This window comes from Micromonospora sp. NPDC007230, from assembly GCF_042869115.1.
In the GTDB taxonomy this organism is placed as follows: domain Bacteria; phylum Actinomycetota; class Actinomycetes; order Mycobacteriales; family Micromonosporaceae; genus Micromonospora.
The window spans coordinates 232769-255635 of the sequence record NZ_JBIAFE010000013.1; the positions used below are offsets into that span (position 1 = coordinate 232769).

20 protein-coding genes and 1 pseudogene are annotated in these 22867 nt (G+C 70.1%); 20 read left to right on the top strand and 1 reads right to left on the bottom strand.

Features of this window, described 5'->3' with window-relative positions:
* The first annotated feature begins 118 nt into the window (after positions 1 to 118).
* The 20 genes from ACFYML_RS20385 (at position 119) to ACFYML_RS20480 (ending at position 22490) form a co-directional block, all read left to right on the top strand.
* Positions 119 to 1444, top strand: a complete 1326-nt coding sequence (locus ACFYML_RS20385; protein ID WP_387422111.1) for a M20 family metallopeptidase — start codon at positions 119 to 121, stop codon at positions 1442 to 1444.
* On the top strand, positions 1441 to 2397 hold the full coding sequence (locus ACFYML_RS20390) for a DUF1177 domain-containing protein (protein WP_387422112.1): 957 nt from the start codon (positions 1441 to 1443) through the stop codon (positions 2395 to 2397). The genes ACFYML_RS20385 and ACFYML_RS20390 overlap by 4 nt, the downstream gene beginning before the upstream one ends.
* Positions 2398 to 2448: 51 nt before the next feature.
* Positions 2449 to 4233 carry an ABC transporter ATP-binding protein gene (locus ACFYML_RS20395; protein WP_387422113.1) on the top strand — a complete coding sequence of 595 codons (1785 nt, stop codon included), beginning with the start codon at positions 2449 to 2451 and terminating at the stop codon, positions 4231 to 4233.
* The gene (locus tag ACFYML_RS20400; protein WP_387422139.1) at positions 4233 to 4976 is read left to right on the top strand and encodes an AroM family protein; all 744 of its coding nucleotides are present in this window, start codon (positions 4233 to 4235) and stop codon (positions 4974 to 4976) included. The genes ACFYML_RS20395 and ACFYML_RS20400 overlap by 1 nt, the downstream gene beginning before the upstream one ends.
* Positions 4977 to 5193: 217 nt before the next feature.
* Positions 5194 to 6024 (top strand): PIG-L family deacetylase, encoded by an 831-nt coding sequence (locus ACFYML_RS20405; protein WP_387422114.1) that lies wholly within the window; start codon positions 5194 to 5196, stop codon positions 6022 to 6024.
* A gap of 255 nt (positions 6025 to 6279) precedes the next feature.
* Complete coding sequence (locus ACFYML_RS20410; RefSeq protein WP_387422115.1) at positions 6280 to 6975, top strand: GntR family transcriptional regulator; 696 nt, start codon at positions 6280 to 6282, stop codon at positions 6973 to 6975.
* A 295-nt stretch (positions 6976 to 7270) separates the two neighbouring features.
* Complete coding sequence (locus tag ACFYML_RS20415) at positions 7271 to 8437, top strand: BMP family protein (protein ID WP_387422116.1); 1167 nt, start codon at positions 7271 to 7273, stop codon at positions 8435 to 8437.
* Complete coding sequence (locus ACFYML_RS20420; RefSeq protein WP_387422117.1) at positions 8394 to 10019, top strand: ABC transporter ATP-binding protein; 1626 nt, start codon at positions 8394 to 8396, stop codon at positions 10017 to 10019. The genes ACFYML_RS20415 and ACFYML_RS20420 overlap by 44 nt, the downstream gene beginning before the upstream one ends.
* The gene (locus ACFYML_RS20425) at positions 10019 to 11134 is read left to right on the top strand and encodes an ABC transporter permease (RefSeq protein WP_387422118.1); all 1116 of its coding nucleotides are present in this window, start codon (positions 10019 to 10021) and stop codon (positions 11132 to 11134) included. The genes ACFYML_RS20420 and ACFYML_RS20425 overlap by 1 nt, the downstream gene beginning before the upstream one ends.
* A gap of 1 nt (position 11135) precedes the next feature.
* On the top strand, positions 11136 to 12236 hold the full coding sequence (locus tag ACFYML_RS20430) for an ABC transporter permease (RefSeq protein WP_387422119.1): 1101 nt from the start codon (positions 11136 to 11138) through the stop codon (positions 12234 to 12236).
* Positions 12237 to 12250: 14 nt separating this feature from the next.
* Positions 12251 to 13141, top strand: coding sequence for an amidohydrolase family protein (locus ACFYML_RS20435; RefSeq protein ID WP_387422120.1), 891 nt, complete (start codon positions 12251 to 12253; stop codon positions 13139 to 13141).
* Between the two features lie 20 nt (positions 13142 to 13161).
* Positions 13162 to 13914 carry a cupin domain-containing protein gene (locus ACFYML_RS20440; protein WP_387422121.1) on the top strand — a complete coding sequence of 251 codons (753 nt, stop codon included), beginning with the start codon at positions 13162 to 13164 and terminating at the stop codon, positions 13912 to 13914.
* A gap of 2 nt (positions 13915 to 13916) precedes the next feature.
* Entirely contained in the window at positions 13917 to 14459 is a 543-nt protein-coding gene (locus tag ACFYML_RS20445; RefSeq protein ID WP_387422122.1) for a YbhB/YbcL family Raf kinase inhibitor-like protein, read from the top strand.
* A gap of 51 nt (positions 14460 to 14510) precedes the next feature.
* Complete coding sequence (locus ACFYML_RS20450) at positions 14511 to 15692, top strand: FAD-dependent oxidoreductase (protein WP_387422123.1); 1182 nt, start codon at positions 14511 to 14513, stop codon at positions 15690 to 15692.
* Positions 15689 to 16600, top strand: coding sequence for an MBL fold metallo-hydrolase (locus ACFYML_RS20455; RefSeq protein ID WP_387422124.1), 912 nt, complete (start codon positions 15689 to 15691; stop codon positions 16598 to 16600). The genes ACFYML_RS20450 and ACFYML_RS20455 overlap by 4 nt, the downstream gene beginning before the upstream one ends.
* Positions 16601 to 16654: 54 nt before the next feature.
* Positions 16655 to 17008: a carboxymuconolactone decarboxylase family protein gene (locus tag ACFYML_RS20460; protein ID WP_073838561.1), complete on the top strand. Its 354-nt coding sequence runs from the start codon at positions 16655 to 16657 to the stop codon at positions 17006 to 17008.
* Between the two features lie 5 nt (positions 17009 to 17013).
* Positions 17014 to 17892, top strand: a complete 879-nt coding sequence (locus tag ACFYML_RS20465) for an NAD(P)-dependent oxidoreductase (protein WP_387422140.1) — start codon at positions 17014 to 17016, stop codon at positions 17890 to 17892.
* Positions 17889 to 19322, top strand: coding sequence for an aldehyde dehydrogenase family protein (locus ACFYML_RS20470; protein ID WP_387422125.1), 1434 nt, complete (start codon positions 17889 to 17891; stop codon positions 19320 to 19322). Before ACFYML_RS20465 ends, ACFYML_RS20470 begins: the two co-directional genes overlap by 4 nt.
* 130 nt (positions 19323 to 19452) lie before the next feature.
* Positions 19453 to 20964 carry an aldehyde dehydrogenase family protein gene (locus tag ACFYML_RS20475; RefSeq protein ID WP_387422126.1) on the top strand — a complete coding sequence of 504 codons (1512 nt, stop codon included), beginning with the start codon at positions 19453 to 19455 and terminating at the stop codon, positions 20962 to 20964.
* Positions 20961 to 22490, top strand: a complete 1530-nt coding sequence (locus ACFYML_RS20480) for a GMC family oxidoreductase (protein WP_387422127.1) — start codon at positions 20961 to 20963, stop codon at positions 22488 to 22490. The genes ACFYML_RS20475 and ACFYML_RS20480 overlap by 4 nt, the downstream gene beginning before the upstream one ends.
* A 73-nt stretch (positions 22491 to 22563) precedes the next feature.
* Here the strand turns inward: ACFYML_RS20480 and ACFYML_RS20485 are convergent.
* A pseudogene (locus ACFYML_RS20485) lies at positions 22564 to 22867 on the bottom strand (amylo-alpha-1,6-glucosidase); the annotation flags it as partial.

The following is a 22867-nucleotide window of genomic DNA, read 5'->3' on the forward strand; positions in this document are numbered from 1 at the left end:
AGAAGGGGGAGGCGTGCCGCTGGGCCCGCTGCCATCCCGACGCGCGGCCAGCGGCCGCCTCCCCGCGCACCATCACGAATCCGACGCCCCGTACACCAAACGACACTTGGAGCCTGACGTGGCCACGCAATCCTCCGACTGGGAGACCCGGGTCCTCGACGAGATCGAGCGCACCCGGGACGAACTGCTGACGCTCGCCGGAGACCTCATCCGGATCCCGAGCGAGAACCCCCCGGGGGACTGCACGGAAGTCGGCACCTTCATCGCCGACCATCTGCGCGCCGAGGGCCTCGACCCCGAGGTCCACGACGCGGGCGATGGTCGCCTCAGCATCGTCGTCCACCGTGCCGTGAGCAACGCCGCGGTGGGCGGCGACCCCACGACGGCGCGCCACCTCGTGCTCGCCGGCCACACCGACGTCGTACCCGTCGGTGACCTCAGCCGCTGGACTTTCCCGCCCTTCGCAGGTGACGTCGTCGACGGTTACCTGTGTGGTCGCGGAGCGAGCGACATGAAGGCCGGTCTCGCCGGCGTCATCCACACACTCGTCGTCCTCCACCGCCTCGGTGTCCCGCTGGCCGGCAGGCTGTCGCTCGCCGCGGTCCCCGACGAGGAGCAGGGCGGCTCACGCGGGGCGGACTGGCTCCTCGACCAGGGGGTCCTCGACGGCGCGACCGGCGCGATCATCGCCGAGCCCGCCGAGCGGACGCACCCGACGATCGGCCAGAAGGGCAGCAACTGGTTCCGCATGACGATCGACGGCAAGCCGGGGCACGGCAGCCTCCAGCCGCTGCACGGCGTCAGCGCGAACCTCCTCGCGGCCCGGGCCGTCGTCGCCCTGCAGCAGCTCTGGGACATGAAGCCGTCCGCGCCCGAGGACGTGCGCGACCTCATCGAGAGCTCGAAGACGTTCGCCGAGGAGCGCGAGGGCTACGCTCCCGGCATCGGTGCCGTCTTCGAGCACGTCACCGTCAACATCGGCACGATTCGCGGCGGCACGTCCTCCAACGTCGTCGCGGACCGGTGCGTCGTCGAGGTCGACACCCGCGTGCCGATCGGGCTGTCGCGCGCCGAGGTCCTCGCCCGGGCCGACGAGCTGCTCGCCGAGGCTGGCGTCGAGGCGACGATCGAGCCGATCGGCTTCTGCAGCGAGCCGAACTGGACATTGCCGAGCGACCCCATCGTCACCGAGCTCGTCGCGGCCCTGCGCGAATTGACGGGGGACCCCACCACGGAGGGGGTGCTCCAGTGGGCGTCCTCCGACGCCCGCACCTTCCGCAGCCACGGCATTCCCGTGCTCCAGTACGGGCCGGCCGAGCTGGCCACCATCCACGGCTTCGACGAGAAGGCGCCAGTCGCCGACGTCGTCCTCGCCGCGAAGACCTACGCCCTGACCACCCTCCGGTACCTCGGCGTCGCCGAGACCGCTGTCGAAAGCGAATGATCGTGCTGTCCCACGTCCTTACGGCCCTCGACCTCCTCGACCGCCCCGACGCATCCGGTGATCTCGTCGCCGAGCACCTGCGTACCCTCGGCGACGCTGCCTGCTCGATCACCGTCGAGACGGTGGCGGGTGAGCTCGGTTCGACCGACTTCATCTGCGTCACCGTCCCGGGCAGCCGCGGCAGGACCGCCGGCGGCGACGCCCCGACGCTCGGTGTCGTCGGGCGCCTCGGCGGCATCGGCGCCCGGCCGGAGCTGATCGGCTACGTGTCCGACGGCGACGGGGCGACCGCCGCCATCGCCGCGGCCGCCAAGCTCCTCGCGATGCACGCCCGCGGCGATGTCCTGCCCGGCGACGTCGTCATCTCGACGCATATCTGCCCCGACGCGCCGACCCGTCCACACGATCCCGTGCCCTTCATGGACTCGCCCGTCGACATCACCGCGATGAACGAGCACGAGGTCACCTCGGCGATGGACGCCGTCCTGTCCATCGACACCACAAAGGGCAACCGCCTCATCAACCACCGTGGCATCGCCATCTCCCCGACGGTCCGCGCCGGCTACATCCTCCCCGCGAGCGCCGACCTCATCGGCGTCCTCGAGACCGTGTCGGGTGAGCCCGCCGTCGTCTTCCCGCTGTCGACGCAGGACATCACGCCGTACGGCAACGGCCTCTACCACCTCAACTCGATCCTCCAGCCGGCCGTCGCGACGGCCGCGCCCGTCGTCGGTGTCGCCATCACGACGGTGACGCCCGTGGCCGGCTGCGCGACCGGCGCGAGTCACGAGGTGGACATCGCCCTGGCCGCGCGCTTCGCCGTCGAGGTCGCCAAGGGCTTCACCGCGGGTGCCGTGTCCTTCCACGACGAGGCCCAGGCAGCGCTCCTCGAGAGCCTCTACGGCCCGGCCACCCACCTGCAGACGAGCGGGCAGGTCCCCGCGCACGCCTGAGCGGGCGTGCGAGACCGAGCCCAGCGGCACACGGAACCAAGGAGCACGGACATGGCTGAGACTCTGTTGTCGATCGAGAACCTCTCGATCCGCATCGACACGTCCCGCGGCCCGATCCACCCGGTCCGGGGCCTCGACCTGACCATCGCACGCGGCGAGATGGTCGGGCTGGTCGGCGAATCGGGCTCGGGCAAGAGCGTCACCGCCATGTCGATCACCGGATTGCTGCCGGCGCGGCAGGCGCACATCACCGGCGGGCACATCCGCTTCGACGGACGTGACCTCGCCGCGCTGTCGGACCGGCAGATGCGCGGGATCCGCGGCAAGGACATCGCGACGATCTTCCAGGAGCCGATGACCGCGCTCAACCCGGTCTTCACGATCCGCGACCAGCTCACCGAGCCGTTGCGCCAGCACCTGCGCCTAGGCCGACGGCAGGCGGCCGACCGAGCGGGCCAACTGCTCGACATGGTGGGGATCCGCAACACCGCACGCGTCCTCGCGGGCTACCCGCACGAGCTGTCCGGCGGGATGCGCCAGCGCGTCATGATCGCCATGGCCATGGCATGCGAGCCCAAGCTGCTCATCGCCGACGAGCCGACGACGGCGCTCGACGTGACGACTCAGCTGCAGATCCTCGACCTCATCATGGACCTGCAGGAGCAGCACGGGACGGCGGTCCTGCTCATCACGCACGACCTCGGTGTCGTCGCCCAGACCTGCCAGCGGGTCGCCGTGATGTACGGCGGTGAGCTGCAGGAGACGGCGCCGACGGAGCAGCTCTTCGCCGCGCCGCAGGCCGACTACACGAAGCGGCTGCTCAGTTTCATCCCCTCCGCCAACGAGCACGTCATCGAGGCGGTCGAGGCGCTCGCCGAGGGAAGCACGGCGCGCGACGGCTCCGGGTCGGTTCGCGTCGAGGCACGCACGGCCGCGCCCACGGAAGCACCCGACGACGACGTGCCGGTGCTGCTCGAGGTCACCGACCTGACGAAGGTCTTCACCGGGCGACGCCGCCGGCTGGGACGTCCGGCCGACACCATCACGGCGGTCGACGGCGTGTCCTTCCGGGTCCGCCGTGGCCGCACGCTCGCCATCGTGGGCGAGTCCGGTTCGGGCAAGTCGACAACCGGTCGGGCCCTGCTGCGCCTGCACGAGCCGACGTCGGGGACGGTGACCTTCAACGGGGCCGACCTCCTCGCGGCCGGTGACGACGAGTTGCGCCGCCTCCGCTCCCAGATGCAAATCGTCTTCCAGGACACGTACGCCTCGCTCGACCCACGGTGGACCATCCACCGGGCACTCGCCGAGCCGCTGCGGTTGCACACGGACCTCGACGACGCGGCGATCCGCGCCCGCATCGTCGAGGTCCTCGAGACGGTCGGCCTGGGGGAGGAACACATCGACCGCTTCCCGCACGAGTTCTCCGGGGGCCAGCGCCAGCGGATCGGCATCGCCCGGGCCCTCATCCTCAACCCGAGCCTCGTCGTCTGCGACGAGCCCGTATCGGCACTCGACGTGTCGGTGCAGGCCCAGGTGCTCGACCTCATGAAGCAACTGCAGCGAGACCTCGGGCTCACCTACGTCTTCATCTCGCACGACCTGTCCGTCGTCGAGATGATGGCCGACGAGATCGTCGTGATGAGCCAGGGCCGCGTCGTCGAGCAGGGCACCGTCGAGCAGATCTTCACAGCGCCTCAGCACCCCTACACCAAGGCGCTCCTCGCCGCGATCCCGATCGCCGACCCCAACGCGCGCGTCGACCGCGCCGTGCGACGCCGCATCGTGGAGCGTGGCGTCGCGGCCGCGGACCTGCCCGAGAAGGCGGTGGCGTGATGCACGTGCCGGTTGTGGGCCGGGCGAACCACGTGCGGCCGAGACTTGGTCTCGTCACGATCGGTCAGGCGCCCCGCACCGACCTCATCCCCGATGTCGAGGCCGCCCTCTCCGGCGTCGACTGGGTCGAACACGGCGCGCTGGACCTCCTCGACGCGGACGGCATCGCCCGGCTCGCGCCGCGCGCCGGGGAGCACACCCTCGTTTCCCGCCTGCGGGACGGTTCGCGCGTCCGCCTCGGCGCGACGAGCATCGCCCCAGCACTCGACGACGCCATCCGACGTTGCGTAGCGGATCGGTGCGGGGTCGTCCTCGTGCTGTGCACCGGCCGCGTCGAGCACGGCCCGACGTCGGTGCCGGTGCTCCACGCGGAGGACCTCGCCCACGAGCTCATGGAGCAGCTCGTCGGCGAGGGCTCCCTGGGTGTGCTGTGCCCGGTGCCGGAGCAGTTGACGGACATCCGGGAACGGTGGGAAGGGCGCCTGGGCCGCCCGGTCACCGCGGCGGCCGTAGACCCCTACACGGCTGGGCTCGACGAGGTAGCGGCCGCGGGACGGCGGGTCACCGCGGATGGCGCCGACGTGGTCTTTCTCGACTGCATCGGCTACACCGGCGAGCAGCGGGAAGTGCTTGCCGCCAAGAGCATCCGAGCCGAGACCGCCCGCCACCTCGCGGTGACGGGCGCGGTGGAGCTCCTGTCTTCCGCCCCGCACGATGGCCATGAACGCTCACCGGGTTGGTGAGTCCTGATCGGGGAGTTCCGCGTTGAGGCGGTCCGGCCAGTCGTCGCCGGTAAGACCGCCGCCAGGAGCACGTCCCGCCCGTCCTGTGCCGGCCGGGCACAATGCGACTCGGTGCGCGGTCGCAGCTGAAGGCGGGTTCGCCAACGCCTCGTCAAGGCAGTCGTCCCGGATTGCGGCAAAGCCCAGCGCGTCGGGGCCGCCCTCGTATGGTGGTGGGGTGACCGAGCGATCCCTGACCTTGATGGCGGTGCATGCGCACCCCGACGACGAGGCGACGAGCACGGGCGGCATCCTCGCCCGGTATGCGGCGGAGGGAATCACGACAGTGCTCGTGACCTGCACGGATGGGCAGTGCGGCGACGGGCCCGGTGGGGTCAAGCCGGGCGACCCGGGGCATGACCCGCAGGCCGTGGTGGCGATGCGCAGCGCCGAGTTGACGGCCAGCTGCGAGGCGTTGAAGGTCACGCACCTGGAGACGCTCGGCTATGCCGACTCCGGAATGATGGGTTGGGCGGCCAACGACGCGCCCGGCGCGTTCTGGAACACCCCGGTGGGTGAGGCGGCCGACCGGCTGGCCGAGTTGATCCGGCGCTACCGGCCCGACGTCGTCGTCACCTATGACGAGAACGGCTTCTACGGCCACCCGGACCACATCCAGGCCCACCGCATCACCATGGCCGCGGTCGAGCGTACGGACATTCCCGCAAAGGTGTACTGGACCACGGTGCCACGCAGGGCGTTCCAGGAGTTCGGCCGCGTCATGAAGGAGATCGGCGTCGAGTTCCCGGAGCCGGACGGACTGTCGGAGGAGATGCCGGCGCTCGGCCTGCCGGACGACGAGATCACCACTTGGGTGGACACGAGCGCCTACGGCGGGGAGAAGTTCGAATCCTTGGTCGCACACGCCAGCCAAGCCGAGAACATCTTCTTCCTGCAACTCGGTCAGGAGCGGTTCACCGAACTCATGGGCGTGGAGACCTTCGTCCGGGTCCGCGACACCACCGGTGCGCCGACGCCGGAGGACGACCTGTTCGCCGGGCTACGCTGACCGGCACCGAGTGGGGTCGGGCCGGTCCTGGTGCCGGCAGCGCCATCAAGGGTGGCTTCGGCCCGCGCGAGCGGCAGCGGCGAGGACTAGGGCTGACTGCTCCGCCAGCGCCCCGGTCGCCTCCCTGAGCGAGTCGTTTCCGCCCGCTGCCGGCGGTTGGGCCGTCGCTGCCCGTGCTGGCACGGCCACTGCAGCGGGTATCATGCATCAAGCTCAGGGGAGTTCGGGCAGCGGTCTAGAGGAAGTTTGGGAGCTATGTCGGCGGCGCAGAGGGCATCCGCTGGGGTCGCCGAAAACGACGTCTCGAAGAAGGACGTGATCGTCCAGAGGCTTCGTGAGGAGATCGTGTCCGGGGCTATCGCGCCGGGGGAGAAGCTCTCAGAGGCGCGCCTCGCCGAGCGGTTCGGGGTCAGTCGGATGCCGGTGCGTGAGGCGTTCAAGGAGCTCGAAGGTGCCGGATTTGTGTCGATCGAGCGTCGCCGTGGCACTTTCGTCAAGAGCCTTAGCCGGCACGAGATCCTCGATCTCTTCGAGGTGCGTGAGGCGGTGGAGGGGATGACCGCCCGGCTGTGCGCGAACCGCGCCAGCAACGAGCTCATCGCACGGATCGACGAGGTGATGGCGTCGATGCAGGACTGCGTCGAGGCTGGCGACACCGACGGCTACAGCGCGGTGGATGCGCGGTTGCACGAACTCATTACCGAGGGTGCCGGCAATGACCGGTTGAGCGACCATTACCGGTTGCTGGTCCAGCATCTGAACCGCGGCCTGCTGTCGTCGATCGTGACCAGGCGAGAGGGGCGGATGCGGCGGTCGCTCGCGGAGCACCGCGCTGTGGTGTACGCCATCCGCGCGCGGAATGCCGATGCGGCGGAAGAGGCCATGCGTGCCCATGTGCAGCAGGGCCGCCTCGAACTTCAGGACGAGGTCACGGCGAAGTTCGGTCGCTGACCGGTCCGGCGCTTTCGCGCTCGACCTCGGGGGCCAGGAGGCCCGTCGCTGGACGTGAGCAGCGGCCCGACCCCGCCATCCCGTATGTGAGCCCAGCCCGGCACCGGCACACAGCCGTTGATCGCGCGTCCGGGTGGGCACGTGCGCGCAGTCTTGCCGTCCTCGGCCGGTGAGGTGGCCCTGGCCGGCCTGGGTGGCCCTCGCTTCGACCACCGTTCCGGTGCCGACGCTGAGTCGGCCTGGCCTGCGGCACGTCATCCGGAGTTCGGGTCGGATCAACCTCTTGACAACTGGTATGGCAGATCAGCAGTATCTGGTGCACGTAACCGCGCTCCCGCAGTCTAGGCGCTTGCATCTGCCATACCAGTTTCTCCACCGGTCCGTTTCACCCCTGTTACCTGCACGGGCAGCAGCCGACGAAAGGGCTCGCATGCGTACCAAGATCGCGATCGTGTCAGCCGTTACCGCCATACCCCTCGCACTCTCGGCGTGTGGGGTCTCGGGCGACGGAGCGGCTGCCGACGGGACCAAGAACATCGGTTTCATCTCCCAGGCCCCCCGCAACGACGGCGGGTTCACCCAGTTCGGCCTGGCCGGCGTGAACGCGGCGGTCGAAGCTGACAAGAACCTCAAGCTGTCCTCCATCGTCGACAACGCCGCCAACTCACAGGAGCAGATCCAGGGCTTGGAGTCGCTGGCGGCGAAGAACCAGATCGTGGTCGCCGACGGCGCCTCGTTCAACAAGGCCGTCGCGGTCGTGGCGCCGAAGTATCCGAAGGTGCACTTCATCCTGGTGGCCGCCGACCTCGACGCCTACGCCGAGAACGTGACCTCGGTCAGCGCCGCCGTTGGCTACAACGCCATCGTGGTCGGGGCCGTCGCTTCGGCCCACTCCCGGACCAAGAAGCTCGGGATGATCGCCGGCCTCCAGGTTCCCGCGTCCGGCGCGTGGTATTACGGCATGGCTCAAGGCGCCGCGCTGGAGAATCCGAACACCAAGGTCGTGCAGACCTACACCGGCGACTACAACGATGTCGGCAAGGCCAAGCAGGCCGCCGAGGCAATGATCGCCAGTGGCGTCGACTCGATCCTCTCCGACCTCGACAGTGGCTCCGGGGGCGTCTACCAGGCCACCGGCGGGTCCGCCAGCCCCGCCGACGTGTACGACGTTTTCGCCCTGCACTGCGACTCGAGTCCCCACATCATCGGCTCCGGCGTAGTGAGCTGGTCCGACATCCTGAAGAACGCTGTCTCCGACGCCGTTGCTGGCAAGCTGCCGGCGGGTGCCATCAGCTACGGCCTGGGCACCGGCGCGCTGCGATTCGAGTTCTGTCCGGGCAAGGGGACGGCGGAGGAGAAGGGGCTCGTCGAGAAGATCACCAAGGACATCACCGACGGCAAGATCGTCGCTGACAAGGGTGTTCTCCTCCCCAAGCCGGCCTACCACTTCGAGCAGCGTTAGGCCGCCGTCGATGAAGACTCGTCCCGATTCCGGCCCCGCCCGCCGCGGCACGGGCACCGGAGCTTCCGCTCTCCGGCTCACCGGAGTGACCAAGAGGTTCGGCTCCTTCGTCGCCAACGATGCCGTTGACCTCGACATCGCCTGGGGTGAGATCCACGCCCTCCTCGGCGAGAACGGTGCGGGCAAGACCACGCTCATGCGGATCGTCACCGGCCTCTACACCCCGGATGAGGGTGGCCTCGAGCTCGACGGAGAGCCGGTGCGTTTCCGCAGGCCCGAGCATGCCTTGCGGGCCGGAATCGGGATGGTCCACCAGCATTTCACGCTGGTACCGACACTGACCGAGCTCGAGAACCTCGCTATCGCACCAGCCGCCGTTCCATGGCGCAACGGTCTGACCGAGGCGCGCCGCCGGTCGCAGGAGGTGGCTACGGCAACCGGGCTGCGGATCACGCCCGACCGGCTGGTCGCCGACGCGTCGGTGGGGGAGCGGCAGCGGCTGGAGATTGTCAAGTTGCTGTGCCGCGGTGCCCGGATCCTCATCTTCGACGAGCCGAGCGCCGCGCTGAGCCCGGGTGAGTGGGACGAACTCGCCAACCTGATGCGGCGGCTTGCCGCCGACGGTCATGCGGTCATCCTGATCTCGCACAAGCTGTCGGAGGTCTTCAGCGTCGCGGACCGCTACACGGTGCTGCGCCGAGGCGCGGTGAGCGGTTCGGGAACAATCGCGGAGGCAACCCCCGACCACCTGGTGACCCTGATGGTCGGCGATCGAATGGCCGACCGCCCGCCGCTTCCCGCCGGCACGCCGGGTCCCGCCGTCCTCACTATCCGCGGTCTCGACGTCGCTCGGGACCACAACCAGCCGGCCGGCCCGAAGGCGCTCCAGGGCATCGACCTCGAGGTGCGCCGGGGCGAGGTCCTGGGAGTCGCCGGGGTCGCCGGTAGTGGTCAGTCCGAGCTCGTCGAGGTGCTCATGGGCATCCGGCCGGCGCTGTCGGGGGCTATCGAGCTGGCGGGGCGGCCCTTCACCCATCGGTCGCCGCGGGGGTTCTTCCGAGCCGGCGGTGCGGTGATTCCGGAGGACCGGCACCACGCGGCGATCGTCCCCGGGATGACCCTCTGGGAGAACATCACCCTACGGTCGCTGCGCTCCGCGCCGTTGAACAGGCAGGGATTGCTCGACGTCCGGGCGGCGTCCGCCGAGGCGCGCCGGCTGATGCACGAGTTCGACGTACGCGCCGACAGCGAGAACCTGCCGATCGGGCGGCTCTCCGGCGGAAACCAGCAGAAGGCCGTCCTCGCCCGGGAACTGTCGGGGAATCCGGCCCTGCTGATCGCCGCACAGCCCGTGCGCGGTCTCGACGTCCGGGCGGCGGACTTCGTCTACCGGAGCCTCGTCGCGCACCGCGAACGCGGCGGTGCCGTGCTGCTGATCTCGATGGATCTCGACGAGGTCATCTCGATGTCCGACCGGATCGCGGTGCTCGCTCACGGACGCATCCAGGGCGTCGTCGACGCCGCGAAGGCCACCCGCGCCAGCCTCGGCGCCCTCATGACGTCGTCCGGAGAGGCCCTCTGATGCTGTCGAAAGACCTGATCATGCGGTTGCTCGTGCAGGTGGGAGTGGCCTTGGCGGCACTGGCCGTCGGCGCGCTCCTGCTGGTGGCGATCGGGGTGGCGCCGCCCGACGCGCTCCACGCCTTCTGGAGCGGCACCTTCGGGACGCCGACCAACGCCGGCACGACCCTCACCCAGGCCGTGCCGCTGCTCCTGGTCGCGCTCGGCTGGATCCTGACCACCCGGGCCGGACGCCTGCACGTCGGCTTTCCCGGTCAGATCCTCGCCGGGGGATCCCTGGCCACGGCTGTCGGGCTGCAGTGCGGTAGCCTGCCCGGCCCGGTCGCGGTGATGCTCACCGCCATCGCCGGCATCGTCGGCGGCGCCCTCTGGGCGGGCCTGACCGCCTGGTTGTGGGCCTCGCGCGGGGTACTTGAGATCGTCTCGTCGCTCCTGCTCAACCTGGTCGCGATCCAGGTCGCGGACTGGTTGGTCCGGGGGCCGCTGCAGGGCTCCCTGGACGGTCAACCCCAGTCGGCGAACTTCCCGGCCGCCGCGCTGTGGCCGAGCGTCGAGTCGATCCCTGGCCGCACCCTCTCGTACGACGTGGTGCTCCTCCCGGTGTGCGCGATCGCCGTGGTGCTGTTGCTGTCCCGCACCGCGTTCGGCTTCCGCCTGCGGGTAGCCGGCGGCAACCAGGAGGCCGCTCGGTGGTCCGGCATCGATCCGGTCCGCGAAGGGGTCGCGGCCATCGTGATCTCCGGTGGGTTCGGCGGTCTCGCGGGCGCCGCGCTGCTCTTCGCCGGTTCCGCGCCGTGGATGAGCGACGGATTCGAAGCCGGCGTCGGCTTCAACGGCATCGCGGTCGCCCTGCTGGCACGCAACTCACCAGTCGGCGCGGTCGCCACCGCCGTCGTGTTCTCGGCGCTGAACGTCGGTGGGACCGCCATGCAGGCCCAGTTGGACGTGCCGTCCTCGCTGGCCTCGGTTCTCCAGGGCGCCGTCATCGTGCTGGTCCTGGTGGCGGCCGTCGTCCTGCGCGGCCGCACGAGGGCGTCGTCCGCGGCCAAGCCCGCCCCCGCCCGTCGTCGCTCCGGCGTCGTCGCCCACAGCGGTGCCCGGACCGAGGAGGCCTGAGATGGGTATCTTCGACGTCGCGTTCCTCGTCTCGGCGATCACGATCGCCGCCCCGATCCTGCTCGCCGCAACCGGGGAACTCGTCTCCGAGCGAGCCGGCGTACTGAACGTCGGGCTCGAAGGTGTGCTGCTCGTCGGCGCCTTCGGCGGCTACCTCGTGATGGCCGGCACCGGGAACATCGCGGTCGGCTTCCTCGGCGGCATCGTCGGCGGCCTGCTCTTCGGGGCGCTGATGGGCGTGCTCGCGATCGAGACCAAGGTCGACCAGATCGTCTCCGGCATCGCACTGACCCTGCTCGGCTACGGCCTGACGGCGTTCCTCAACGACGACGTCTTCAGCAAGCCGCGCGCCTTCGACCCGCTGCCCCGACTCGCGATCCCGGTGCTCTCGGACGTGCCCGTCCTCGGGCCCGCCCTGTTCACCCAGGACGCCTTCATCTACGCCACGGCCGTCGTCGTCGTCCTCGTGGCCCTGGCACTGACTCGGACGACCTGGGGCATCAACCTGAAGGCGACCGGTGAGAGCCCGGTATCCGTCGACGCTGCCGGCGTCAGCGTCCGCGGGCTGCGCTGGGCCGGCGTCCTCTTCTCGGGGGCCTGCGCCGGAGCGGCGGGCGCCTACATCTCCATCGGTGACGTCGGTGTCTTCCGTGAGGCCATGACCGGCGGGCGTGGCTATCTGGCGATTGCCGCGGTCCTGTTCGGCGGCTGGCGGCTGAGCGGGCTGGGCCTTGCCGTCGCGATCTTCGCGGTCACCGATGCCACCCAGTTGCGGCTGCAGGCCGTCGGCGACATCCCTCGTGAGGTATGGGTCGCCGCGGCCCTACTCATTCTGGTGGCTCTCGGCAGCCGGCGCGTCCGGAGTGCGGCGGCCACCTCCCGCCTCGACCGGCGGCGGGCCGGCGCTGCCGGGCTTGCCGGCCTGGCCGCGGTCGCGGTGCTGGTCGTGCTCGCCATTGTCCGACCGGCCGTGACGTTGCCGGTGTCCCTGTGGCTCGCCATGCCGTACGTGTTGGCGCTCGTTGCCCTCGCCGCCGAGGGCAAACGGCGGCACAAGGCACCGGAGGCGCTCGCCGTTCCTTATCTGCGAAGTGAGGTCTGACTTTGATCACCGACGTGCACACGCACTTCTGGACCCGGGAGCACCAGCGCTCTCCCTGGACGGACGGGCTGGGACGGGTCTCGAAGACGCTGGCCTCCGACGAGATCGACCTGGTCACGGTGGAGTCCTACCGCCGGGGCGTCGCGCCCGCCGAGCGGACGATCGTCTTCGGACTCCAGGCGCAGGCCTCCGGGATCATGGTCCCCAACGATGCCGTCGCCGCATTCGTACGAGAAGTCGGCGGCCAGACCGTCGGCTTCATGTCGGTCGATCCGACCCGTCACGACGCGGTCGACGAGGTGGAGCGCTGCCACGCGGAGCTTGGGCTGGTCGGCATCAAGATGGGGCCGATCTACCAGGGAACCTCGCCGCTGCACCCCATGACGATGCGGGTCTTCAAGACCGCGGAGCGGCTCGGCCTGCCCGTGATGATCCACCAAGGCGCGATCTTCGCGAACGCCGGCCGACTGCCCGACGCCAACCCGCTGCTGCTCGACGACGTGGCGTGCACCTTTCCCGACCTGCGGATCGTGGTCGCACACATGGGCCACCCATGGATCTACGAGACCGTCGTCGTGATGCGCCGGCACCCCAACGTCTTTGCCGACACATCCGCGATCGCGAGCCGTCCGACGGTGCTGGCGAACGCCTTCTCGGCCGCCAAGGAGTACGGCGTCCTGTCCAAGGTGCTCTTCGGTAGCGACTCGCCGATGGTGGCCGCGGACAGCGCCGCCGCCGCCCTCGAACGGGTCGTCGCGCGGATGCGGCAGATCGCGCACACGCCCATCACCGACGAGGAACTGCACGGGATCCTGCACCGCCCCTCGTTCGACCTGCTCGGCATCGAGGCACCCGCGGTGCCCCCGCCGAGCCTGCCGACCGAGCTGACCCGCACTGCCTGCTGACCGTCCCCACGGAGAGAGCCATGACGACGAACCAGACCACGAATCCGTCGGTGTTCCTGGACGCCACGGCCGTACTCGACGGCCCGCTCCCCGTCGAGATCTCGATGGAGCCGATCCTGCAAGGGGCGCCCTTCGCATACGAGAGAGTCCTGTACGACGCTGCCGGCGCATTCTTCGCCGTCTGGGCGTGCGACGCCGGTGTCTATCCCCGGGTGAAGGACAAGCGGGGCTCGTTCATGTACATCATTTCCGGCGAGGCCACCATCACGGACGAGGACGGCACCTCCCACGAGCTGACCGCCGGCAGCGTGATCGTGCTGCCGTACGGCTGGGTCGGCGCCTGGGACATCCGCGAGACCATCCGGAAGGTCTACCTGCACACGACCCCGGTGCCGCCGTACCGCGCGGGGGTGCAGCCGTCCGCCTTCCTGGCCGCGGCCGACGTGCTCGAGCGCGACCTGCAGCTCCCGGACCCGGCGGGAGGGGCCTCCTGGGCGCCGCCGGTCGCCGAGACCGTCGTGTTCGACGGACCCGACGGCCGGTGCGCCGTCCAGGAGCGCGGACCGGGGGTGTTCCGGCGAGCGGCGGCCGAGGGGGCCTCCTACCTGTACGTCATCTCCGGCGAGGCAACCGTCACCGATGCGGACGGCACCACGCACGAGCTGACCGCCGGCAGCGCCGTCGCCCTGCCCGACGGCTGGGCCGGCACCTGGGACATCCGCACCGCGATCCGCACAGTCCACGTCGACACCGCACCGATCGCCGACAAGTGATCATGACAGGAGAAACTGTGATCAACGACGACCCCTACGCAGCCGTGACCCCGGCACCGCCGCTGCGGGTGTTCAGCAACGACCTCGTCGACGGCACGGAAATGCCGCTGACCTACCGCGACCCGGACATCGGCGGCATCAACACCTCACCCCACCTGGCCTGGTCGGACTTCCCGGCCGAAACCAAGAGCTTCGCGATCACCTGCTACGACCCGGACGCCCCCACCGGGGTCGGTTTCATGCACTGGGCCGTCGCGAACATCCCCGCCTCCGTGACCTCGCTGCCCGCCGGCGCCGGCGCGCCGGACGGGCCGATGCCGGCGGGATCCCTCACCCTCCCCAACGACCTGCGGATGCGCCAGTACATCGGCCCCAACCCGCCGCCGGGCTCGGGCCGCCACCGCTACGTCTTCCTCGTCCACGCGGTCGACGTCCCCGCGCTCGAGATCGATCCCGAGCTGACCCCGGTCGTCCTGGGCTTCAACCTGCACTTTCACACGTTGGCGCGAGGGAGCATGACCGTGTGGGTGGACGCGGCGGAGTGACGGTGACGTGAACGCTCAGCAGCCATCTGTCCGTTTCGTGGAGGCACTGAAATGACAGGAACTCTCTCGGCCGGCCGCACCGGCCGCACCGGCCGCTCACGGCGTGCCGAGGTCGCGGGCGCTGGATTCGCCGGTCTCACCATGAGCATCGCGCTCGCCCGGCGTGGCTGGACCGTACGTCTGCACGAGCAGAACGACCAGGTGCGCGACTTCGGCGCCGGCATCCTGCTGTGGCGCAACGCGATGCTGGCCCTCGAAGTCATCGGAGTGGCTGGGACGATCCGGACGAACGGCGTGCGACCCGGCACCTACGACACCAACCTGAACGGCGAGTCGGTCTCCTCGGAGTTGGCCGGCTACCCCTACTGGGCGATAACCCGGCCGAAGCTGCACGCGCTGCTCGTCTCTGCTGCCCGTGCGGCCGGGGTCGAGATCGTCACCGATTCCCGGGCGGTCGGCGCCGACCCGGCGGGCGCCCTGCTCCTGGCGGACGGGAGCCGGCTGGCGGCCGACCTGGTGATCGGCGCCGACGGCGCCGGATCGGCGGTACGCAACTCGCTGGGCGAGTTCACCCAGGAACGCAAGAAGTACCAGGACGGCGTCTGCCGGGTCCTGATCCCGCGTCCGGCGGAGTTCCAGGGCCCCGAGTGGGACCGGGTCATCGACTTCTGGACCCTGGAGCCGGACCCGATGCGCATCCTGTTCATCCCCACCGGACCCGACACGATCTACATGGGCATGATGGCGACGACCACCAACGAACGCGCCTCGCGAATCCCGATCGACGTCGAGGTCTGGTCGAAGCGCTTCCCACACCTGGCCACGGCCGTGGAGTTGGCGGGCAAGGCCGAGGGGGGCCGGCACGACAGCTACCAGACCAACCGGGTGACGCCGTGGTCGACCGGTCGGGCGGTGCTCGTCGGGGATGCCGCCCACGCCATGTGTCCCGCACTCGGGCAGGGCGCCAGCGTCGGCATCGTCAACGCGGTCGAACTCGCCCACACCCTCGATCAGTACGACGAGATCGGCGAGGCGCTCGCAGTGTGGGAGGAGCGCGAGCGGGCCATGACCGACGCCGCCCAGGCCCGCAGCGCCTACATGGCCGAGACCCGCACGCTGGCCAAGGGCAACGGCTTCACCCCTGAGGTCATGGAGACGGCGAACTTCGTGCTTCCCGCGGTGACCCCCGAGATCGAGGCGGCCTACCCGGTGCCCGCGGTGAACCGGTCATGACGACCGGGCCGCACACGGTCGTCATCGGCGACGTCGAGATCACCCGAATCCAGGAGTACGCCGGCCCCAGCCCGGCGACCCCCGGCTTCCTGTTCCCCGAGAGCGACCCGGCGTACTGGCGGGACAACGCCGGATGGCTCGACCCCGACTTCTTCGACGCCGGTCGGGGACAGCTCCGCTCGGTGCTGCACACCTGGCTGATCCGCAGCCAGGGGGCGGTGATCCTGCTCGACACCGGCGCCGGCAACGGCAAGGAACGCCCGTACGCCCCGGTCTACGCCCACCACGACACCGCGTACCTGGCGAACCTGGCCGCGGCGGGGATCGCACCGGAGGACGTGGACATCGTCATCAACACCCACCTTCACGTCGACCACGTCGGGTGGAACACCCGCCTGGCGGGCCGCGGCTGGGTTCCCACCTTCCCGAACGCGCGCTACCTCATCACCCAGGAGGACTTCGAGTTCTGGGACCCGGTGAAGAACCCGCGCCCGCCGGCCGACGGCAACCAGAACGTCTTCGAGGACAGCGTCGTCCCGGTTCACCGCGCGGGACTCGTCGAGCTCTGGAGCGGCGAGCACCGGATCGATTCCGATCTCGTGTTGCAGGCCGCCCCCGGGCACACCCCCGGCTCCGCGGTGCTGCGGCTGGAGTCCGGGAACGCCGGCGCGCTCTTCGTCGGCGACATCATCCACTCACCCGTGCAGATAGCGAACCCGGACGTCAACAGCTGCTTCTGCGAAGACCCGACGCTGGCTCGGGCGTCCCGGCGCCGCCTCCTCGCCGAGGCCGCGGAGCGCTCGTTGCTGGTCTTTCCGGCCCACTTCGGCGGGCACTCCGCCTGTCACGTCGCCGCCGCCGACGACGTGTTCGTCATCCGCGACTGGGCCGACCTGGCCCGAATTTGAACCATCGCTCGGAAGGAACCCACCCCCGTGACTGACGACCTGTACGAGGCCGGCATGGCGATGCGCCGCCGGGTGCTCGGCGACGCCCACGTTGACGCGTCGCTGGCTGCCGCCACCGACTTCTCGATGGACCTGCAGGAGTACGTGACGAAGTACTGCTGGGGCGACATCTGGAACCGCCCCGGGCTCAGCCTGGAGGAGCGCAGCCTGATCAACCTCGCCATGATCACCGCCCTCAACCGGGGCCACGAGTTCAAGGCGCACGTCCGCGGTGCGCTGAACAACGGGGTCTCCCAGGAGAAGATCAAGGAGGTCCTCATGCAGACCGCCTTCTACTGTGGCGGCCCCGCCGCGTTGGAGAGTTTCCGCCTCGCAGCCGAGGTGTTCGCCGCCGTGGACGCCGAGTGACCGGGATGGGAATCGAGCACATCGGGTTCATCGGCCTCGGCAAGATGGGCCGACCGATGGCCGCACGACTGTACGAGGCGGGCTACCGACTCACGGTGGCCGACGCCGCACCGGACGTCGCCGAGGGATTCGTGACCGACCGCCCGAAGGCGGTTACCGCCCATACGGTCGACGCATACCGCGCGGTGGACGCGCTGATCCTGATGCTGCCGAACTCGGCGGTTGTCGAGTCGGTGCTCGAGGGCGACGCGGTCGCGGAAGTGCTGCGACCCGGCACTCTGGTCGTCGACATGAGCTCCTCCGAGCCGCTGCGCACCCGCGCGTTGGCGCAGCGGTTGGCCGCCCGGGGCCTGCGGATGCTCGACGCTCCCGTCTCCGGCGGGGTACGCGGCGCGGTCGCCGGAACGCTGGCGGTACTGGTCGGCGGTGAGGAGATCGATCTGGCCGAGGTGCGCCCGGCGCTGCAGCGTTTGGCCCGGACCGTCATCCCGGTCGGCCCCGTCGGGGCGGGGCACGCGGCGAAGGCCCTGAACAACCTGGTCTCGGCCACCACCATCTCGGTGACCGTGGAGGCGCTCCGGCTGGGGGAGCGGTTCGGCATCCCGCCGGAAACCATGACCGAGGTGCTCAACAGCTCTTCCGGGCGCTCGAACACCAGCGAGAACAAGGCCGCCCAGTTCATGATCAGCGGCAGCTACGACTCGGGGTTCGCGCTGCAGTTGATGGCCAAGGACGTCGGGATCGCCGTCGACCTGGCACGCGAACTCGGCCAGGCTACCGAGGTTGCCGACGGCGTGGCCCGACAGTGGCGGCGCGTCGCCGGGGAAGTCACGCCGCAGACCGACCACACCGCCATGTACGAGCTGATCGGCGGTGACCGGTGAACGCCCCGCTGTTGCACTGGATCGGGGGCGAGGCCGTCCCCCCGACCGCCGGGGGTTTCCGCTCCGGCACCAATCCGTCAACCGGCGGCGTGGGGGCACAGGTCGCGCAGGGCACGGCGGCCGATGTCGACCTCGCGGTGCGGGCGGCCCATGCCGCGGCGCCCGGGTGGCGTCGGATCGCGTCGCTGGAACGCGGCCGGATCCTGGCGGCCATCGGCCGGCGGCTGCTCGCGGACCTCGACGTGCTGGCCGAACTGGAGAGCCTCGACACCGGCAAGCCGCTCGCCCTCGCCACGGCCGAGATCCGCGGTGCCGCGGAGTACTTCGAGTTTTACGCGGCACTGGTGAACCTGCCGGCGGGCGACGTGCTCGACATCCGGCCCGACCTGCACGTTTACACGCTGCGCGAACCGTTCGGTGTGGTCGGGGTGATCACGCCCTGGAACCTGCCGCTCAACCAGGCGGCCCGGGCCTGCGCCCCGGCGCTCGCCGCCGGCAACACGATCGTCGCGAAGCCCGCGGAGAGCACCTCGCAAACGACCGTGGCGCTGGCACGGATCGCCAGCGAGGAAGGGCTGCCGCCGGGGGTACTCAACGTGGTGCTCGGCCGCGGCGACGAGGTCGGTACCGCGATCGTGCAGCACCCGCTGGTGCGCAAGGTGGCGTTCACCGGTTCGGTGCGGGTCGGGCAGGACATCGGACGGATCGCGGCGGACCGGATCCTCCCGCTGACTCTCGAACTCGGCGGCAAGTCGGCCAACATCGTGTTCGCCGGCGCCGATCTCGAATTTGCCGCCGCCGAGGCCGTTCGAGCCTTCACGACCAACGCGGGTCAGGTCTGCTCCTCCGGAACCCGGCTTCTGGTCGAGCGGTCGGTCCAGGAGCGGTTTGTCGCCGCGCTGGTGGCGGCCACCCGGCGGCTGCGCCCCGGCCAGGACGTGGGTCCGATGATCACCCGAGGCCAGTACGACACCGTGCAGCGGTACTTTGCGATCGCCGCCGAGGAGGGGGCCCGAGCCGAGCTGGGTGGTGGCGTGGTCACCGATCCCGAGCTCGACGGCGGCTTCTACGTCGAGCCCACGATCTACTCCGGCGTCACCAACGAGATGCGGATCGCCCGGGAGGAGGTCTTCGGGCCGGTCCTGGTGGTCATCCCGTTCGACACCGAGCAGGAGGCCATCGATCTTGCCAACGACTCGGAATTCGGCCTGGTCGGGGGAGTCTTCACCGAGGACATCTCCCGTGCCTTCCGGGTCGCCGAATCGATCGAAGCGGGGCAGGTCTACATCAACTCATGGTCGACCCAATCCGTCCAGATGCCGTTCGGCGGGCACAAGCAGAGCGGCTACGGGCGGGAGAAGGGGATCGAGGCGCTGCACCACTACTCGCATGTCAAGAGCATCAGCGTGCGGCTGGCTCCCCGCCGCTGAGGTCGGCACGCCTGCGCAGCGGCGGTGCCACGCCGGAACTGCTGGAATACCAGCACGGCCGGCCCGGTGGCACAGAGGTATGACCACCACCCTCTCTATTGGTATGGCAGAACTCTCAGGAGGTTGCAGGATGACGAGCATGCTCCGGACCGCCTCGTCGGTCGAGGCCGACATCAGGCTCGCGGAGAAGATGTTCATCGACGGCGAGTGGGTGGCGGCCGTCAGCGGTCAGACGCTGCCGGTCTATGACCCTGCCGACGGCAGCGTGGTCGTCGAGGTGCCCGCCGGCGGCGCGAGCGACGTCGACCGGGCGGTCGCGGCTGCTCGCGCGGCCTTCGCGCCGGGCGGCTCGTGGCGGTCGCTCACCCCACAGGCCCGCGGCAGGCTGATCTGGCGGCTGGCCGACCTGATCGAGGAGAACGCCGAGCGGCTCGCCGTGCTCGACTCGATCGACAGCGGAAAGCCGATCAACGAGATGCGGTACTTCGACATTCCGTTCTCGGTGGACGTACTGCGCTACTACGCCGGCTGGACCACAAAGATCACCGGCGAGACGATTCCGATCTCCTACCCGGCCAGCCACGGCGGGAGGTTCCACGCCTACACCCTCAAAGAGCCGGTGGGCGTGGTCGCCGCGATCGTGCCGTGGAACCTGCCGCTGCTCATGGCCATCAAGAAACTCGCGCCCGCCCTCGCCACCGGCTGCACCGTCGTGCTCAAGCCGGCCGAGCAGACCCCGCTCTCCATCGCGCTGCTCGCGCAGCTCACAGCCGAGGCCGGTATCCCGGCCGGCGTGGTGAACTACGTGACCGGGCTCGGTGAGACCGCCGGCGCGGCCCTCGTCGAGCACGCCGGCGTGGACAAGGTGACCTTCACCGGCTCGGTACCCACCGGCAAGGCGATCGTGCGAGCCGCCACCGGCAACCTCAAGCGCGTCTCACTCGAACTGGGCGGAAAATCGCCCAACATCGTCTTCGACGACGCCGACCTCGACGCCGTGATCGCCGGCGCGGCCGCCGCCGCCTTTGCCACCCAGGGTGAGAGCTGCATCGCCGGCTCCCGCCTCTATGTGCAGCGCGGCGTCTTCGACGAGGTCGTCCAGCGGCTCGCGAAGCACGCCGCCTCGATCACGCTCGGCCGAGGTACCGACCCCGCCACCCAGATGGGGCCCTTGATCTCGGCCGAGCACCGCGACAAGGTCCTCGGGTACGTCGAGATCGGCGTCGGCGAGGGCGCCGAGGTGGTCACGGGTGGCCGCGCGCCGCAGGGCGAGGCCTACGCCGGCGGCTACTTCGTCGAGCCGACCGTTATCGTCAACGCCCGCCCGGACTCGCGGATCATGCATGAGGAGATCTTCGGCCCGGTGGTCTCGGTCGTACCGTTCGACACCGAGGAGGAGGTGCTGGTGCTGGCCAACAACACCCGCTTCGGCCTCGGCGCCGGCGTGTGGACCCGGGACGTGTCGCGGGCGCACCGGATGGCCGCCGAGATCGAGTCCGGCCAGGTGTGGGTCAACTGCTACCAGGCGGCCGACTCGGCGCTCCCGTTCGGTGGGACCAAGGAGTCCGGCTGGGGCCGGGAGACCTGCCGGGAGTCGCTGGGGGAGTATCTCGAGACCAAGACAGTCGTGGTGTCCCTGTGAGTGCCTCCCGCGTCGGCTACGACTACATCGTGATCGGAGCTGGTACGGCCGGTTGTGTGCTCGCCGCCCGGCTCAGCGAGGACCCGGCGGTCCGGGTCCTGCTGATCGAGGCGGGCCGGGCCGATCCCAGCGAACGGATCACCACAACGTCCACCTGGCCGGCGCTGCAGCGGACGGACGTGGACTGGGCCTTCCAGACCGTCCCGCAAACCGGCACCGGCAAGGTCCACGACATCCCGCGCGGACGTACCGTCGGCGGCACCGGCAGCATCAACGCGATGGCCTTCCTGCGCGGCGACCGTCGCGATTTCGACACCTGGGCGTATCTCGGCTGTACGGGATGGGATTACCCCTCCGTGCTGCCGTACTTCAAGCGGTCCGAGACATCCGCCCACGGCGACCCGGCGTACCGGGGGCAGACCGGTCCGCTCCGCCCGGCACCGGCCGCGCAGCTGCACCCGCTGTCTCAGGCATACCTGGCCGCCGCGGCCCAGGCCGGCCACCCGGTCGTCGACGATCTGAACGGCCCCGAGCTGCGCGGCGCCAGCAGCCACGACCTGCTCATCGTCGACGGGCGGCGGCAGAGCACCGCGACGGCGTACCTCGAGCCGGCGCTCGGCCGGGCGAACCTCGACCTGGTGACCGGGGCGTTCGTGGAGCGGGTGGTCATCGACGGCGACCGGTGCCTCGGTGTCGACGTGGTCGCCGACGGTGAGCGGCGGCACTACGCGGCAGAGATCGACACCATCCTCTGTGCTGGCGCCATCGGGACCCCACACCTCCTGCTCACCTCGGGGGTCGGCCCCGTTCAGGTCCTGGAGCGCGTCGGCGTCAAGGTGCTCCACGACCTGCCGGGCGTGGGACAGAGCCTCCAAGACCACATCATCCTGGCCGGCCTCACCGTCGAGGCCGGCCGCCCGCTCCCGCCCCGCAGTGGCAATCTCGGCGAGACGACGCTGCTGCTGGACAGTGAACCGGGGCGGGCGTCGATCGACCTGCAGATCGTGTTCATCCACGTCCCCTTTACCAACCCCTGGCAGTCGGCGCCCGAGCATGGCTACACCTTCGGCATCGGGCACATGCGTCCCGCCAGCCGAGGGGTGCTGGAACTGGCCAGCCCCGACCCGGCGGTGCCGCCCCGCATCGACTTCCGCTATCTCGACGAGCCCGCCGACACTCGGGCCCTGGTATCCGGTGTCCGGCACGCCCTGCAGCTCAGCGAGATGCCGGCCTTCGACGGCTGGAAGGCGAGACCGCACCCGCTCCTGGCCGCCGATGACGCCACGGTCACGGCGTTCGTTCGAGAGGCGGTGCAGTCCTACGGACATGCGGCCGGCTCGTGCCGGATGGGCGTGGACTCGCTTGCGGTCGTGGATCCGCAGCTCCGGGTGAAGGGGTTGTCCGGACTGCGGATCGCCGACGCCTCGGTCATGCCGACCATCGTGTCGACGAACACCAACGCGGCGACGGTGATGATCGCCGAGAAGGCCGCAGACCTCGCGCAGGGGGTCACCGCCGCGGTCTGACCTGCCGGATACAGGCCGCGCCCCCGGGGCCTGTATCCGCTGGACGACGGGTTGTCCGCCTGGGGACCGGCCGTTACGCGTCGGCCGTGTCTGAGTTGCCGACGTGCACGTTACCGATGGCGTCCATTCGGCCCCAGCGTCCAGGGATGTCAAGCAGTTCGATGCGACCGAACCTGGCGGGCAGCGCCGGATCCACTATCAGGTCATCTTCATACGGCTCGAGGCCGAGCATGGTCCGCAGCAGCAGGAACGGCGTTCCGGTGGACCCGGCCTGTGGGCTGGACGCGGTGGGGTATTGGACGGGGTAGCGGGTGAGGTGTCGGGGGTATCCGGCGAAGGCTTCGGGTAGTCGGCCGTCGAAGTAGTCGGCGGCGTCG

What these genes read in the sequence shown, in the direction of transcription:
- ACFYML_RS20390 (WP_387422112.1), top strand. Translation starts at nt 1,441, where the DNA reads ATGATCGTGCTGTCCCACGTCCTTACGGCCCTCGACCTCCTCGACCGC.
- ACFYML_RS20395 (WP_387422113.1), top strand. Translation starts at nt 2,449, where the DNA reads ATGGCTGAGACTCTGTTGTCGATCGAGAACCTCTCGATCCGCATCGAC.
- ACFYML_RS20400 (WP_387422139.1), top strand. Translation starts at nt 4,233, where the DNA reads ATGCACGTGCCGGTTGTGGGCCGGGCGAACCACGTGCGGCCGAGACTT.
- ACFYML_RS20410 (WP_387422115.1), top strand. Translation starts at nt 6,280, where the DNA reads ATGTCGGCGGCGCAGAGGGCATCCGCTGGGGTCGCCGAAAACGACGTC.
- ACFYML_RS20415 (WP_387422116.1), top strand. Translation starts at nt 7,271, where the DNA reads ATGGCAGATCAGCAGTATCTGGTGCACGTAACCGCGCTCCCGCAGTCT.
- ACFYML_RS20425 (WP_387422118.1), top strand. Translation starts at nt 10,019, where the DNA reads ATGCTGTCGAAAGACCTGATCATGCGGTTGCTCGTGCAGGTGGGAGTG.
- ACFYML_RS20430 (WP_387422119.1), top strand. Translation starts at nt 11,136, where the DNA reads ATGGGTATCTTCGACGTCGCGTTCCTCGTCTCGGCGATCACGATCGCC.
- ACFYML_RS20440 (WP_387422121.1), top strand. Translation starts at nt 13,162, where the DNA reads ATGACGACGAACCAGACCACGAATCCGTCGGTGTTCCTGGACGCCACG.
- ACFYML_RS20445 (WP_387422122.1), top strand. Translation starts at nt 13,917, where the DNA reads ATGACAGGAGAAACTGTGATCAACGACGACCCCTACGCAGCCGTGACC.
- ACFYML_RS20450 (WP_387422123.1), top strand. Translation starts at nt 14,511, where the DNA reads ATGACAGGAACTCTCTCGGCCGGCCGCACCGGCCGCACCGGCCGCTCA.
- ACFYML_RS20455 (WP_387422124.1), top strand. Translation starts at nt 15,689, where the DNA reads ATGACGACCGGGCCGCACACGGTCGTCATCGGCGACGTCGAGATCACC.
- ACFYML_RS20460 (WP_073838561.1), top strand. Translation starts at nt 16,655, where the DNA reads ATGGCGATGCGCCGCCGGGTGCTCGGCGACGCCCACGTTGACGCGTCG.
- ACFYML_RS20465 (WP_387422140.1), top strand. Translation starts at nt 17,014, where the DNA reads ATGGGAATCGAGCACATCGGGTTCATCGGCCTCGGCAAGATGGGCCGA.
- ACFYML_RS20475 (WP_387422126.1), top strand. Translation starts at nt 19,453, where the DNA reads ATGACGAGCATGCTCCGGACCGCCTCGTCGGTCGAGGCCGACATCAGG.